Origin of the sequence: Gorillibacterium terrae, from assembly GCF_051594785.1 — a bacterium.
Taxonomy (GTDB): Bacteria; Bacillota; Bacilli; order Paenibacillales; family NBRC-103111; genus Gorillibacterium.
The window spans coordinates 1,406,214-1,421,174 of record NZ_JBPPGI010000001.1; the positions used below are offsets into that span (position 1 = coordinate 1,406,214).

14 protein-coding genes and 1 riboswitch are annotated in these 14,961 nt (G+C 59.9%); of the genes, 11 read left to right on the forward strand and 3 right to left on the reverse strand.

Annotated elements, in window-relative coordinates; all coding sequences use genetic code 11:
• Positions 1–23: 23 nt before the first annotated feature.
• The 3 genes from ACSEXS_RS05940 to ACSEXS_RS05950 all read left to right on the forward strand — a co-directional run bounded on the left by ACSEXS_RS05940 (position 24) and on the right by ACSEXS_RS05950 (position 3,470).
• Positions 24–1,229 (forward strand): phosphoenolpyruvate hydrolase family protein, encoded by a 1,206-nt coding sequence (locus ACSEXS_RS05940; RefSeq protein WP_438432240.1) that lies wholly within the window; start codon positions 24–26, stop codon positions 1,227–1,229.
• 159 nt (positions 1,230–1,388) lie between these two features.
• Positions 1,389–2,612 (forward strand): Tm-1-like ATP-binding domain-containing protein, encoded by a 1,224-nt coding sequence (locus ACSEXS_RS05945; RefSeq protein ID WP_438432241.1) that lies wholly within the window; start codon positions 1,389–1,391, stop codon positions 2,610–2,612.
• A 30-nt stretch (positions 2,613–2,642) separates the two neighbouring features.
• A complete protein-coding gene (locus tag ACSEXS_RS05950) occupies positions 2,643–3,470 on the forward strand; it encodes a phosphoenolpyruvate hydrolase family protein (protein ID WP_438432242.1) in 828 nt (275 codons plus the stop codon).
• 114 nt (positions 3,471–3,584) lie between these two features.
• On the opposite strand, the gene ACSEXS_RS05955 is transcribed toward ACSEXS_RS05950, so the two are convergent.
• Positions 3,585–3,884 (reverse strand): hypothetical protein, encoded by a 300-nt coding sequence (locus tag ACSEXS_RS05955; protein WP_438432243.1) that lies wholly within the window; start codon positions 3,882–3,884, stop codon positions 3,585–3,587.
• Between the two features lie 178 nt (positions 3,885–4,062).
• Here ACSEXS_RS05955 and ACSEXS_RS05960 point away from each other — a divergent pair, with 178 nt between their 5' ends.
• A complete protein-coding gene (locus ACSEXS_RS05960) occupies positions 4,063–4,881 on the forward strand; it encodes a DUF2785 domain-containing protein (protein WP_438432244.1) in 819 nt (272 codons plus the stop codon).
• Between the two features lie 285 nt (positions 4,882–5,166).
• Entirely contained in the window at positions 5,167–6,129 is a 963-nt protein-coding gene (locus tag ACSEXS_RS05965; RefSeq protein ID WP_438432245.1) for a copper amine oxidase N-terminal domain-containing protein, read from the forward strand.
• A gap of 67 nt (positions 6,130–6,196) precedes the next feature.
• Here the strand turns inward: ACSEXS_RS05965 and ACSEXS_RS05970 are convergent, their stop codons facing one another.
• Positions 6,197–6,412, reverse strand: coding sequence for a hypothetical protein (locus tag ACSEXS_RS05970; RefSeq protein ID WP_438432246.1), 216 nt, complete (start codon positions 6,410–6,412; stop codon positions 6,197–6,199).
• 332 nt (positions 6,413–6,744) lie between these two features.
• Positions 6,745–7,007: riboswitch (cyclic di-AMP (ydaO/yuaA leader) on the forward strand.
• A gap of 28 nt (positions 7,008–7,035) precedes the next feature.
• Between ACSEXS_RS05970 and ACSEXS_RS05975 the strand changes: the two genes are divergently transcribed.
• The 5 genes from ACSEXS_RS05975 (at position 7,036) to ACSEXS_RS05995 (ending at position 13,404) form a co-directional block, all read left to right on the forward strand.
• Positions 7,036–7,866 carry a C40 family peptidase gene (locus tag ACSEXS_RS05975; RefSeq protein WP_438432247.1) on the forward strand — a complete coding sequence of 277 codons (831 nt, stop codon included), beginning with the start codon at positions 7,036–7,038 and terminating at the stop codon, positions 7,864–7,866.
• A 179-nt stretch (positions 7,867–8,045) separates the two neighbouring features.
• Complete coding sequence (gene lpdA, locus ACSEXS_RS05980) at positions 8,046–9,467, forward strand: dihydrolipoyl dehydrogenase (RefSeq protein ID WP_438432248.1); 1,422 nt, start codon at positions 8,046–8,048, stop codon at positions 9,465–9,467.
• Between the two features lie 436 nt (positions 9,468–9,903).
• Positions 9,904–10,914: a thiamine pyrophosphate-dependent dehydrogenase E1 component subunit alpha gene (locus tag ACSEXS_RS05985; RefSeq protein ID WP_438432249.1), complete on the forward strand. Its 1,011-nt coding sequence runs from the start codon at positions 9,904–9,906 to the stop codon at positions 10,912–10,914.
• Positions 10,915–10,916: 2 nt separating this feature from the next.
• Positions 10,917–11,897 carry an alpha-ketoacid dehydrogenase subunit beta gene (locus ACSEXS_RS05990; protein WP_438432250.1) on the forward strand — a complete coding sequence of 327 codons (981 nt, stop codon included), beginning with the start codon at positions 10,917–10,919 and terminating at the stop codon, positions 11,895–11,897.
• 46 nt (positions 11,898–11,943) lie between these two features.
• Complete coding sequence (locus ACSEXS_RS05995; RefSeq protein ID WP_438432251.1) at positions 11,944–13,404, forward strand: dihydrolipoamide acetyltransferase family protein; 1,461 nt, start codon at positions 11,944–11,946, stop codon at positions 13,402–13,404.
• Between the two features lie 116 nt (positions 13,405–13,520).
• Here ACSEXS_RS05995 and prli42 read toward each other — a convergent pair whose 3' ends face one another.
• Complete coding sequence (gene prli42 / locus ACSEXS_RS06000) at positions 13,521–13,625, reverse strand: stressosome-associated protein Prli42 (protein ID WP_438432252.1); 105 nt, start codon at positions 13,623–13,625, stop codon at positions 13,521–13,523.
• 128 nt (positions 13,626–13,753) lie between these two features.
• On the opposite strand from prli42, the gene ACSEXS_RS06005 reads away from it, so the two are divergent.
• A complete protein-coding gene (locus ACSEXS_RS06005) occupies positions 13,754–14,902 on the forward strand; it encodes a M20/M25/M40 family metallo-hydrolase (protein ID WP_438432253.1) in 1,149 nt (382 codons plus the stop codon).
• Positions 14,903–14,961: the final 59 nt, after the last annotated feature.

The following is a 14,961-nucleotide window of genomic DNA, read 5'->3' on the forward strand; positions in this document are numbered from 1 at the left end:
TTTCCGTTTGGAGGCCCACGCTTATGCAAACCCGCCGCACGGCCATACTCGAAGCCTTGTCGATTCAGACGCGCATGAAGCGACGCATCATCGGCGTGTCCTGCGGCTCGGGGCTAGCGGCCAAGCAGGCCGAACGCGGCGGCGCCGATCTGCTGCTCGCGCTGAATTCCGGTCGCTTCCGGATGATGGGGCAGGGGTCGCTGGCGGGGTTTCTGCCCTTCACCAACTCCAACCAGCTGGTGATGGAGTTCGGGGCGCGGGAGCTGGTGCCCGCCGTGGAGATTCCCGTGGTCTTCGGTCTCAATGCCACCGATCCCACGATCCAACTGGATCGCTTCATCTACCAGATCAAGGCCAGCGGCTTTGCCGGCATCAACAACTACCCGACCCTCGGCCTCATCGACGGGCAGTACCGCGAAGGGCTGGAGGAGCAAGGCTTAACCTACGACAGGGAAGTGGAGGCCATCCGACTCGCCCATGAGATGGGCCTGTTCACGATTGCCTTCGTGTTTGAGGAAAGCCAAGCCGAGAGCATGCTGCAGGCCGGCGCCGATGTGCTGTGCGTGCACCTGGGGCTAACCAAAGGAGGCGCGCTCGGGGCCAAGAAAGTATTGACGCTGGAAGCCGGAACCGAGCTGGCCCAGCGGGTATTCTCCGTCGGCGATCGCCTTCGGCCCGAAGTGTTCAAGATGGTATACGGCGGGCCGGTTCACACCCCGATGGACCTGGAGTACATCTCCAACAATACGTCGGCGCAGGGCTATATCGGCGGCTCTACCTTCGACCGGACGCCATCGGAAAGGGCGATCGAGGAACGGGTGCGCCAGTTCAAGACAGCCGGCCAATACGAGAACGACGAATTGCTGCAAAAGATGCTTTTCGGGATCGATCAGCGGGATTACGTCGGCTTCGTCAAGGAGTACATCGCGCAGAATTATATGAACGAAATCGCCTTCACCGATCTCGCGGCGGTGGCCAAGCTGTCCCGCTCTCACCTCAGCACCCTGTTCCGCAAAGAGACGGGCCTGACCTTCCCGGCCTTCCTGACCAATTTCCGCATTCATAAAGCTTGCAGTATTCTTGAGCAGGAGAACCTTCCCTTAACGCAAGTCGCAGAACTGGTCGGGTATCGCGATTATGCGCATTTCAGCAAGACGTTCAAGAAGGTCATCGGCCTCACGCCTTCCGAATACGCCCAAGCCTCTGAACGCAAAATAGACAAAGCCTAATTCACGAAAGCAATTTCCAGTGAATCAAAAATAATCCATATATCGAACATAAACACAACCAAATCGGACATGCAAACATTTACTTGGCTCTGGGACGGGGGTATGATTTTCGTATCGGGAGCTCCATCCCGACAAGTTGAGAGGAAGGAAGGGACGCAGATGAAAACGGTCGCAATCGTAGGAACGTTGGATTCGAAGGGACCTGAGTTCGCCTTTGTGCGGGATATCCTCCAGGGATTGGGCCTGGGAACCTTGATGATTCATACGGGGGTGTTCGAACCGACCATTCCGGCCGATGTGCCCAATTCGGCGGTGGCAAGCGCCGCCGGCTATGACATTCATGAGGTGGCTGCGAAGAAGGATCGCGCCTACGGAACCGAGGTCTTGACCAAAGGAATGGAGCGTCTGCTTCCTGCGCTGTATGAACAAGGATGCTTTGACGGTGTCATTTCGTTCGGCGGCTCGGGCGGTACCGCGCTGGCCACGGCCGGAATGCGCCAACTGCCGGTAGGCGTGCCGAAGGTGATGGTCTCCACGATGGCAGGCGGCGACACGTCCGTCTATGTGGGCAGCAGCGACATCTTCATGTATCCGTCGATCGTGGATGTGGCGGGCATCAACTCGATTTCGCAAAAGATCTTCACCAACGCCGCCCATGCGATAGCGGGTATGGTGAACTTTGAAAGCGCTCTTCCCGAGTCCGATAAGCCGCTTGTGGCGGCGACGATGTTTGGCGTTACGACGCCCGCGGTCGAGCATGCCCGCGCTTACCTGGAGGACAGGGGATACGAGGTGCTGGTATTCCATGCCACAGGCTCGGGCGGACAAGCCATGGAGAAGCTGACGGCCGGCGGGTATTTCAAGGGAGTCCTGGACCTGACCACCACGGAATGGTGCGACGAGCTCTTCGGAGGCGTCCTCAGCGCCGGACCGAATCGGCTGGAAGCGGCCGGACGAAACGGCATCCCGCAGGTGGTGTCGGTCGGTGCGCTCGACATGGTCAACTTCGGCCCTTACGATACCGTGCCTGCCCCTTATGCCGGCCGCAATCTGTATAAGCACAACCCATCCGTCACGCTCATGCGTACCACGGTGGAAGAGAACCGGAAGCTGGGCGAAAAGCTGGCCGAGAAGCTGAATGCGGCCGGATCGCCCACGGCGCTGATGCTGCCGCTGCAAGGCGTGTCGATGATCGATGCACCGGGGCAAGCCTTCTATGGACCCGATGAAGATGCCATGCTGTTCGATACGCTGCGCCGGTTGGTGAACCGGGATAAGGTAGAACTGGTCGAATTGGATCACACGATCAACGATAAGGCATTTGCCCAGGCTGCGGCTCAGAAGCTGATCGACCTGATGTCGTCCGCTCCTAAACAGGCTTAATTCAAACGAATCGGAAAGGCGGAATCGAATATGGCTATCACGCGCCAAGAAGCAATCGATAAATTTCGCAAGGAAGTAGCGGAAGGCAACATCTTGTTGGGTGTCGGTGCAGGTACCGGCATCACGGCGAAGAGCAGCGAAGCCGGCGGAGCGGACATGCTCATCATTTACAACTCCGGCCGCTATCGCATGGCGGGCCGCGGTTCCCTGGCGGGGCTGCTGTCCTACGGGGACGCCAACCAGATCGTGGTGGAGATGGGGGCGGAGGTGCTGCCGGTGGTCAAGCATACGCCCGTTCTGGCAGGGGTCTGCGGCACCGATCCGTTCCGGATCATGGAGGTCTTCCTGAAGCAGCTGAAGGACATGGGCTTCGTCGGCGTACAGAACTTCCCGACGGTCGGTCTCATCGACGGCGTGTTCCGCCAGAACCTGGAGGAAACCGATATGGGCTACGGCCTCGAAGTCGAGATGATCCGCAAGGCGCACGAGCTCGATCTGCTGACGACGCCGTACGTGTTCGACACGGATCAAGCCAAGGCGATGGCCAAGGCGGGGGCGGATATTCTGGTCGCCCACATGGGCCTGACGACCAAGGGCAGCATCGGCGCCAAAACAGCCTTGACCTTGGACGACTGCGTCGAGCGGGTGCAAGCGATTGCCGATGCCGGCCGGGAGGTCAATCCCGACATCATGGTCATCTGCCACGGCGGCCCGATCGCGGAGCCCGAGGACGCGAAATACGTCATCGAGCGCACGACCGGGGTGGACGGCTTCTTCGGGGCTTCCAGCATTGAGCGGTTCGCCGCCGAAGTCGGAATCAAGAAGCAGACGGAGGCGTTCAAGGAGATCCGCGCGTAACCTATGCGCACATGAACAGCATTGCCACATCAATTAAAATGCCACCCTTGCAGTTGGGCCGCGAGGGTGGCATTTTGTTAGGCGAATGAAGGCGCATCGGCCGCAAGGCGTCGGCTAGTGCTCCCGTTTCAGTCCCTCCACGCCGATGAAGCGGTCGAAGAGCCCGATGGCGCGAATCCGGCCGAACTCTCCGAAATCGGTTGTGCAGCGGCTGGCGACCAGGTAGCTTTTGCACTCGGTGGTCTTATTAAGCACGGCGGCTCCAAGCAGGTCGACCCCTTGGCGGATGAGCCAATTGCTGCTCTGCTTCTTGATTTCTCCCTTGGTCCAATCGATATAAGAGGCTTTGCTCGGCACGGTTAGGGCCGCAATGACCAGCAGAAGAACCGCTGCGGCCAGAACTAGCTTTTTCATTTCCCGTTCCGCTCCTTCCTGTCACGCTGTTTCCTTGAGCAGATATGCCCTTACCATAACCCGACCGGGCCGAAAAGAAAAGAGAGTGGGAGAAAATCGGTAAAACTAATTCGTCCGAGACGGCTTATGATAAGCTGAAAGCAACGCAAAGAACCGTAATGATCGGAGGAGGCTGGACGTGAACCTCAAGGAGTGGAAGGAACTGGCTGATAAAGGATTTCCGATACCGGACGGAATGGATCCGGCAGCGAGAGTTCGGGAAGCGATAGCGTTGTTAGGCTCAACCGATCCGCTATGGCGGGACGAGTTGGCGTATCTTGCGCTTCACCAATGGCTGCTCTTGGATCAGCGACTCACCGGTCCGCAATTGGTCGAGCTGTTGGAGGAAGCCGTAGCGGAGAATGCGCTGTTTCAAGGAATTGGAAGCCAAGATGAAGATAGCGTCTACCGGCGGACGTTCACTACTCTATTGATTGCCCTCTTGCTGGCACGCGACAATCGGGAGCCCTATCTGCATAAAACCCAATATGACCATACGCTGGATAGACTCGTTCGATATTGCCGGGAGGAACAGGATTTTCGCGGGCATACCGGGGAGAAAGGATGGGCCCATGCCGCCGCCCATGCGGCCGATGCCTTGGACGAATGTGCTGCAAGCCGACATGCGGATCCGGCCGCGTGCCGAATGATCTGGAACGGATTGAGCGCCTTGATGGATGGCGCGAGGTTCGTCTATCAGGAAGAGGAAGACGAGCGAATCGCTACTGCGTTGTGGTCCATGCCGAACTTAGAGAAGGTGAGTGTTCACGACCTGATGGAATGGGACCGGGAGCGGACCTCGCCGGTACGCGACAAGCAATTGGAACGGTATCGGGCGATCAACCGAAAGCAGGTCATCCGCAGCTTGTTCATGCGGCTTCAGGACGGCGAACCGTTTGGGGATGAGAAGAACTTGCTGGAATGGGAGGGGACATACAACCGATTTCGACGGCGCTGACCTTTGGAGTGTTAGGAAGAATTTCTGCATCCTATAGAACTTCCCTCGACAATTTGCAAAACGACCCGATTCGAGGCTATTCCATGAAAGAGCTTCAGAATCGCTTGCATAACGGAGCGGAAGTCTGGCATCTGAAGCTGGAGGGAGGACAAGAGATGGCTGCCGCCGCAGACAGCAGCGGCGTTCAGATGGAGTTGGTAAAGTTACGCCGAGGGAGGAATTTCCTTCGCTCATGTAGAATATCCTCCTGCTAGATCACTCTACATAGAAGAAGAGAGGGTATTTATGTTCAAACCAGCAAGAACCATCCTGGCGGCTTCATTGGCCGCAACCTTGGCGCTCGGCGGCGCTCCGGCGGCGTTCGCTGCCGCCAAGGCGGCGGTACCGGCCAGCCCGACCGTCTATATCGACGGGGTCAAGCTGAGCTTCGCCAGCCAGCAGCCGGTCGTCCAGAAGGGACGGACGCTCGTGCCGATGCGGGCGATCTTCGAAGCGCTTGGGGCCAAGATTCAGTACGACGGGAAGACCGGGAAGGTGACTGCGACCAAAAAAGACACCTCGTACGCCACCTTTATCGGCGACAAGACCGTCACCTTGACGCTCGGGTCGACGAAGGCGCACGTCAAGGCTGTCCCCTCCGAGGATTGGGAGGAGAACGCCGTGGACAAGGACGTCATCCTGGACGTTCCCGCGCAGACCGTCAACGGCAGCACGATGGTTCCGCTCGCCTTCATCGGTCAAGCGCTCGACTGTCATGTGAAGTGGGACGGAGCGAAGAATCGCGTCAACATCTACAAGCCGCAGGTGAAGGAGTACTGGTACCAGCAGGATTCGATCACCGGCGAACTGATGGTCCGCTATGATCTGGACACGTATCGTCATCCGGACCCGATTCCGTTGAATAAGGACCAAGTTTACCTGCGGACCATCGGCTACGGGGACCAGAAGGCGGTTGCGTTCTATTCCTACCTGCTAACCCGGATTCCGTCCGACGACGAACAGGGCGAACCGATCACGGCCGATGTGATGGTGGACGGCAAGATCGAGGACGGCCAGTGGACGGGCGATTATGTGCTCAGCCTGGACGACCCGGCGACGGAGGAATGGGATTATTCAGTGGACGATCATATCGTTCTTCCTGCCTATGTCACAAGCGACGGAAAATCGGACCTGAGTACGATTCCGTTCTCAGTGTACGCCGCGATTTACGATGCGGATCAGAAGGGGCTGCTCGACGAGGAAAGCTGAACGGGGCAAAGGCAAACAAAAAATCTCCTGCCGGAGTATGGCGGGAGATTTTTTCGTCGAGCGGCGATCAGCCGGTGAAGCGCAGCGAGAACCCGGTCAGTTGATGCGCCGCCGTATAGAGAATGTACAGCAGCATGAGATACGCAAGGATTGTCAGGAAGATGAATTTCCGTTTCTTGCGCTGTTTCTTTTTCTTTTCCTTGTCGTCCCATTCGTCCTGCTCGTCCAAACGGGCCAACTGCCGGAGCCGTTCTTCCCTGTAGATGGGATCGTTCTTATCCATGCCCGTCCGCCTCCCCCTATCAAGGTATGAAGCGCTTGGGCTGGATATGCCGGGGGGACGGGGAAGGCCTGGTCGGATTTACCACCCGTCAACCTGTGTCAGACGTATATATTTGGTGATATACTATTAATGCAAGCTTCGGCTTGCTTCATAACCTTTTTTTCTCCGATTTTGCCGCCGGTAGTTGGAACCGGCGGATTTTTTTTGTGCCGAGAATGTGACAAAAAATCAAAAAATCCCGGTAGGAGGTTCTTCCTATTATGCCGGGACATCCACCATTTGGCTATTGTCTATGCGTAACTCGCATGATACCCTAGACAATGTGCTGTTATTACTACAATTTGCCGAATCCGGTTCTCGCAGGACCGGTACGGGGGATTTCTTTGTCGGGCTGGCCGGAATGGAGAGCGCACTGCGCTAATTTCGGCGAGCCATTCGACGTAACCAAGCGAAAGGGCGCCGAAGCGCGCCGCCGACGGTAAGATTCGGCAGCTTGGTTAGCGGGGTGAATGCTTGCGGGGTAACCCGTCGAGCTAGGGAGAGCACCTCTTCCCGAATCCGTCAACTAACCTCGGAGGCACTAGGAGGAACTTAAACTGAATAAAGTCACCAAGACCGTCCTGTTGTCGTCTGCCGTCTTTGCGTCCGGACTTCTGTATGCTCAGCAGAGCGAAGCCGCCCAGAGCCCCGTCAAGGTGCAAATCAACGACTCGCTGGTTTCGTTTCCCGACGCGCAGCCCTTTGTCGACGGCAACAGCCGCACCCAGATTCCCGTCCGCATCGTTTCCGAGAAGATGGGATACTCGGTTACCTCTACAGACGTAGGAAACCAAGTAAAGGTTACAATCACCGGCAAAAATCGCACGATCACGCTGACCACGGGCCAAGCCAAAGCCACCGTCAATGGCCGGACCCTTGCCCTCGATACCAAAGCCGTCGTTTCGCAAAATCGTACTTATGTCCCGCTCCGGTTTGTGTCCGAATCGTTTGATACGGAAGTGAAGTGGAATGCCGCCGTTCAGCTTGCCATCGTCGAGGCCGACGGCAAAGAACATGCTCCGGTCATTCAGGCCAAAACCGAAAGCAAGGCCGCTAAGCTTGTCGCAAATTCCAAGCAATACTTAGGCGTTCCCTACATGTGGGGAGGTTCGACCCCGTCCGGTTTCGATTGCTCGGGCTTCGTCCAATACCTGCTGAAGAAGCAGCAGGTTTCGGTTCCCCGGACCGCCGACGGCATGCGTTCCAGTACCGGAACGAGCGTATTCTCGCCCAAGCCGGGCGATCTCGTATTCTTCTCTTCCACGCAAAAGGCGCCGGCCAACCACGTCGGCATCTATATCGGCAACGGTAAATTTATCTCGGCGACCAACTCCAACGGGATTCACATCGATCCCTTGAATACCGGTTATTGGGGCAACCGTTATTTTACCGCCAAACGCGTCTTCTCGTCCTAATACCCCTCCTTACCCCACAGAATCGCACACGAATCGGCCTGAACGGCGTTCCTTCCGGAGCGCCGTTTTTTTCATTCATGGAAGCCCAGGGAGCAGGCAGAAAACGAAGGGATGGCAAAGCCGGGGACAAACGGGTACAATGGGGAACGATGAGATTGCTGCAGGTGGAGGGGAACAGGATGTCCAAATCCTATGAGGTTGTCGTATTGGGCGGCGGAGTGGGCGGTTACACGGCCGCAATCCGGGCGGCTCAGCTCGGCAAGCGGGTCGCCCTGGTGGAGAAGGAAAAGCTGGGAGGCACCTGTCTGCATCGGGGCTGCATTCCGACCAAGGCCCTGCTCCGCAGCGCCGAGGTCTATGCCGAGTTTCGGGAAGCCGGCGAGTACGGCATCGAAACGGACGGCTTCCGGGTCAACATGGGCAAGGTCCAGGAACGCAAGAACCGCATCGTGGAGCAGTTGCACAAAGGCGTTCAATTCCTGATGAAGAAAAATAAAATCGACGTCTATTCCGGGACAGGCCGGCTGATCGGGCCCTCGATCTTCTCGCCGCGGGCGGGAAGCGTGGCCGTGGAGTCGGCGGACGGCGAAACCGAGACGCTGGTGCCCGAGCATCTGATCCTGGCGACGGGTTCGCGTCCGCGCTCGCTGCCTGGTCTCGTTCCGGACGGCAAGCGGATATTGACCAGCGACGAAGCGCTGGAGCTGACAGAGGTGCCGCGGTCGGCGGTGATCATCGGCGGCGGCGTCATCGGCTGCGAATTCGCCTCCCTCTTAAGCGACTTCGGCGCGGACGTGACGGTGGTGGAATACGCCGACCGGCTGCTTCCGCAGGAAGACAAAGACGTATCGGCGGAGCTGGCCCGCCGGTTCAAGAAGGACGGCGTGCGGCTTCTGACCGGCGCCCGCGTGCTGGCCGAATCGGTCCGAACCGAGGAGGACGGGGTCCGCTTGAGCGCCGAGCTGGCCTCCGGGGTGACGGAGCTTACGGCCGACATCGCCATCGTGGCGGTGGGCCGGATCGGCAACACGGAAGGCATCGGCTTGGAAAATACGGACATCATCGTCGACCGCGGCTTTATCCGCACGGACGATTACATGCAGACGGCGGTCGCCCACATCTACGCCGTGGGCGACGTCAACGGCAAGATGCAGCTCGCCCATGCGGCCGCTCACCAGGCGGTGTCGGCGGTTGAGCGCATCGCCGGGATGGAGGGCCATCCGTTCCGCGTCCGGGAAGTGCCGCGCTGTGTCTATACGCGCTTGCAGGTGGCCGGCATCGGCGAGTCGGAGCAGGAAGCGAAGGACGCCGGGCGCCGGGTGAAGGTCGGCAAATTTCCCTTCAAGGCGCTCGGCAAGGCACTGGTGCAGGGAGAAACCGGCGGCTTCGTCAAGGTGGTGGCCGATGCCGATTCGGGCGATCTGCTCGGCGTGCATATGGTCGGCGGCCATGTGACCGAGCTGATCGGCGAGGCATCGCTGGCCGGTTTCCTGAACGCGACCGCCTGGGAGGCCGGTCAGGCCATCCATCCGCATCCGACGCTGTCGGAGGCGCTCGCGGAGGCCATGCTGGATGTCGACGGCAGCGCGCTGAATCTGTAACTCATCCGGAGAAGAAGCCCTACGGCGAAGGCGAGGCCATTGAAAAACAAGCGAAGTGTTCGAAATCGTTCTGGAAAAGCGATAGCGGTCGCCTTTGCCCGCGGATTTCGACCGCAGAAAGCGGTTAGATCAAAGAAATCCGGGGGCAACAGCGATTGGAAGAATGATTCGTATGCGGAGCGACGACTTTTTCAGCAGCCTCGGCGATGGCCGGAAGGCTTTTTTGGCATGAACGGAACAGCTCCGGTTGCTCCTAGGACCATAGGGGCGGCGGGACAGCCGTTTATAAGAGCTGGCCAAAAAAGATGCATCTCCGGGGCAAATTGTGGTATAGTACCCTATAGGGTCAGATATTAGGACCAGGTAATAAAAACATTCCGTCCCGGATAGGCGCCTTGGCGCTCGAAGAGCCGGGGGAATAAGGAGGCAAGCTCCCTTGACAATCGGTCAAATGACGAAGCATCGCAGCCTGGGATTGTCGGACGAAAAAGCCGTGCTGATGTATGAACTCATGGTGAAAGCGCGGAAATTCGATGAGATGGTGATGCTGCTGCAGCGGACGGGGAAGGTCGCTTTTTTCGTGTCGGGAATCGGGCAGGAGGTCTGCCAGGTTGCCGCCGCTATGGCTCTTGAGCCGCATAAAGATTATTTTCTGCCGTATTACCGCGATTTCGGCTTCGTGCTTTCGGTCGGCATGACCTTGAAGGAGCTCATGCTCTCCGCGTTCAGCAAGGCGGATGACCCGACGAGCGGAGGCCGCCAGATGGTCGGCCACTTCAGCCACAAGCAGCACCATATCGTAACGGGCTCCAGCCCGGTTACGACCCAGGTGCCGCATGCGGTCGGCTTCGCGCTGGCCGCCAAGATGAAGAAGCAGGACTTCGTTTCGTACGTGACGTTCGGCGAAGGCTCCAGCAACCAAGGCGACTTCCACGAGGGCTGCAACTTCGCGGGCGTCAAGAAGCTGCCGGTCATCTTCCTGTGCGAGAATAACCAATATGCCATTTCCATCCCGGCCCACAAGCAGCTCGGCGGCAAAGTCAGCGACCGGGCGCAGGGCTACGGCTTCCCCGGTATCCGGGTAGACGGCAACGATGCCCTCGAAGTGTTCCGGGTCGTCAAGGAAGCCCGCGAGCGCGCGGTCCGGGGAGACGGGCCGACGCTGATCGAAGCGATGATGTACCGGCTGTCGCCGCATTCCACCTCCGACAACGACCTGCTGTACCGGACCAAGGAAGAGGTGGAGGCTCAGCGCAAGCTGGACGGGATTCCCCGCTTCCGCGATTATTTGATCGAGTGCGGCCTGTGGAACGAAGAGAAGGACCGCGAGCTGCTTGCGGCGGTTGACCGCGAGGTGCGCGAAGCGGCCAAGTTCGCCGAGGATGCCCCTCATGCGCGGATGGAAGACCTGCACCGCCACCTGTACGCCGAAACGGAGGAGATCTGACCATGGCGGTAATCACCTATCTGGAAGCGATCCGAACGGCGATGCTGGAAGAGATGCAGCGCGACGAGAACGTATTCGTGCTCGGGGAAGACGTGGGCAAGGGCGGGGTGTTCAACGCGACCAAGGGCTTTCGCGATCTGTTCGGCGAGGAACGCTGCATGGACACGCCGCTCGCCGAATCGGCGATTGCCGGGGTCGCCATCGGCGCAGCCATGTACGGCATGAAGCCGATCGCCGAGATGCAGTTCGCCGATTTTATTCTGCCGGCGACCAACCAGATTATCAGCGAAGCGGCGAAGATCCGCTACCGCTCAAACAATGACTGGAACTGCCCGGTGGTCATCCGCGCTCCGTTCGGAGCGACCGGCGGCAGCGCCCTCTATCATTCGCAGTGCACGGAATCGGTCTTCTTCGGCACGCCCGGACTGCAGATGGTCGCCCCGTCCAACCCATACGATGCCAAGGGACTGTTAAAGGCAGCCATCCGCAGCGAAGACCCGGTGCTCTATTTCGAACATAAGAAATGCTACTTGTCGATCACCGGCGAAGTGCCGGACGGCGATTACATCGTTCCGATCGGCAAGGCCCGCGTCGCCCGCGAAGGCGAAGACATCACGGTGATCTCCTACGGCATGGCGGTCAACCTGACCTTGAAGGCGGCCGAGGAGCTGGCGAAGGAGGGCATCAGCGCCCAGGTCCTGGACCTTCGTTCGCTCGCGCCGCTCGACCGCGACGCCATTCTCTCCTCCGCCGCGAAGACCGGCAAGGTGCTGATCGTCCACGAGGACAACAAGACGGGCGGGGTCGGCGCGGAAGTGTCGGCCATCATCTCGGAGGAGCTGTTCTACGACCTGGACGCTCCGATCATGCGCCTGTGCGGCCCCGATGTGCCGGCCGTCAGCATGAGTCCGGTTCAGGAGAAGGCCTTCCTGCTGACGCCGGACAAGATTGCCGCCGCCATGCGCAAGCTGGCGGAGATTTGACGAGCCTTCCGGGGCGTGGATACTTAAGGAAACGAGGGACGAACCGATGAGGGATAAGGACAGCCGAGGCACTGCCGTGCCCGTTCCCCACTTGGCCGAGAGCCTGGTCGCCGCGACGGTCGGCCAATGGCTGAAGCAGCCGGGGGATTATGTCGTACAATATGAGATTCTCTGTGAGCTGATCACCGAGAAAGTCGTGGTGGAAATGCCGTCGCCGATCGAAGGCACGCTGACGGAATGGGTGGTCGCCGAGGGCGAGACCGCCCAGGTCGGCGACCCGATCTGCTACATCCGCGAAGAGAGCGGGGCGTCGGCGGAAGCGGAGACGCCCGCTCCGGCCGCGGATGGAGCGGTTTCCGCCGCGGCGGACAGCGCCGCAGGCGCCGGAGGCGAGCACAGCGGACGGTTCTCGCCCGCTGTGCTGAAGCTGGCCGCCGAGCGCGGCATCCGCCTGGCCGATGTGCCGGGAACCGGCCTCGGCGGGCGCATCACGCGCAAGGACGTGCTGGCGTACGCCGACCGGACCGCGGCGGCGGGGATAGGGGCCCCGGCCGCAAGCAGTCCTGCGGTGACGGCCGGCATTTCCTCGCTGCCGCCCGCTCCGGCGGCGGCTCCGGTCTCCGCTCCGGCAGCGTCCGCAGCTTCGGCAGCGCCGGCCCAAGCGCCGGCCTATCCCGGCGGCGAGCCGTTTCACTCGGCTCCCGCGCTGCCAACCCAAGCGCCCGCCGGACCGGTGCGCTCCACCGGCCTGCACCTCACCTCGACGCCGGTAACGCCGTTCAGCGAGGTCGAGCAGGTGGCCGAGAGCCGCGGCGAATCGCTGATCGACGTGACGCCGGTGCGTGCCACCATCGCGAGCCGCATGCGGCAGAGCGTGACGGAGATTCCGCACGCCTGGACGATGGTGGAGGTCGACGTCACCAACCTGGTCCAGCTTCGTTCCAAGCTGAAGGACGAGTTCATGCGCAAGGAAGGCATCAACCTGACCTACCTGGCTTTCGTGCTGAAGGCGGTCGTCGGCGCGATCAAGGACTACCCGATCCTGAACTCGGTCTGGGCCGTAGACAAGATCATCGTCAAGCGGGACATCAATATCTCGCTCGCCGTCGGCACCGATGATTCGGTGATCACGCCGGTCATCAAGAAGGCCGACCAGAAGAGCATCGCCGGTCTCGCGCGCGAGGTCGACGAGCTTACGCGCAAGGCGCGCACCGGCAAGCTGTCCCTGAGCGACCTGCAGGGAGGCACCTTCACGCTGAACAACACCGGCTCGTTCGGTTCGCTGCTGTCGTACCCCATCATCAACTACCCGCAGGCGGCGATCCTGACCTTCGAATCCATCGTCAAGAAGCCGGTCGTCATCAACGACATGATCGCCGTCCGCTCCATGGTCAACCTCTGCCTGTCGCTCGACCACCGGATTCTCGACGGGGTGATCTGCGGCCGCTTCCTACAGCGGGTCAAGGAAAACCTGGAGAGCTACGGACCGGATACCCGCTTGTATTGATTCGGGCAACCGGGGCCGAAGCTGGCCGACCGGAAGCCGTATTGCCAGATCCATGCCAAAAAACCGCCGCCTCCCTGCTGGAGCGCGACGGTTTTTTTACGCGGTTTTTCTCGGGTTTAGAACGGTTGGATGAAGGCCTCCAGCAGGTACATCAGCGTGGAGATCACCATGCTGGCGATCATCAGCCAGAGGACGATGCGGAACCAGAGCTTGGACTTCAATTGCGGACTCCCCTTTTCAGGTGGTATGGAAACGAGTAAGATGAAGGAGGCGCCTGGAGGCGCAATGGGTAACATACTAACGCATAGTCCCTATTTTACCCCAATAGAAGCGATGGAGGGAAGACCTTATGATCCAACAGGAGCGTCTGATCGGCGAGTTTATGGAGCTTGTCCAAGTCGACAGCGAGACGAAGCACGAGGAAAAGATTGCCCAGGTGCTGAGAATGAAGTTCACCGAGCTCGGGCTTCTCGTTCAAGAGGACGACAGCAAGGAGAAGACCGGACACGGAGCGGGCAACCTCATCTGCACCCTTCCCGCAAAAGGAAAAGGCGCGTCCGCGCCCAAGCTGATGTTCACCTGTCACATGGACACCGTGCTGCCCGGCAACGGCATCAAGCCGGCGCTTGGCGAGGACGGCTACATACGGAGCGACGGCACGACCATTCTCGGCAGCGACGATAAGGCGGGGCTGGCGGTGCTGCTGGAAGGCTTGCGCGTGCTGCGCGACGAAGAGCGCGATCATCCGCAGATTCAGGTCGTGATCACCGTCGGCGAGGAATCCGGTCTGGTCGGCTCGCGGGCGATGGACCCGAAATGGCTCGATGCCGACCTCGGCTTTGCGCTCGACTCGAACGGCGCAATCGGCGGCATCGCCGTCGCTGCGCCTTCGCAGCAGAAGATCTTCATCACCTTCAGCGGCCGTTCGGCCCACGCCGGTGTGAATCCGGAGGACGGCGTCAGCGCCATCACGGTGGCGAGCCGGGCCGTCTCCAAGATGAACCTCGGGCGAATCGACCGGGAGACCACGGCGAATATCGGCAGCTTCTACGGCGGAACGGCCGGCTCGACCAACATCGTCTGCGATAAGGTCGTGCTGGAAGCGGAGGCGCGCAGCCTCGACAGCGACAAGCTGAACCGTCAGGTCGAGTCGATGCGGACCGCCTGCGAGGCCGCGGCCGCCGAGATGGGAGCCACCTGCGAATTCCGCAGCCACCTGCTGTACCCATCCTTCAAATTCTCGGACGATGCCCCCATCGTCGGCTTGACGAAACGGGCGCTCGCCCGCGTTGGGGCGGTTGCGAAGACCTTCCATTCCGGCGGCGGCAGCGACGCCAACGTGTTCAACGGGCACGGCGTTCCCACAGTGAACCTGTCGGTCGGCTATGAGGACATTCACACGACCAAGGAACGCATCAAGGCGGAAGACATCGTCAAGCTGGCCGAGGTGTTTCTCGCTCTGATCGAGGAAGCCGTGCAGACCGGCAGCGCCGACTAATACCGGCGAATTCGTCCCCGCTTCGAACAAGATGAAAGCCATCCCTCTCGCGTGCGGCG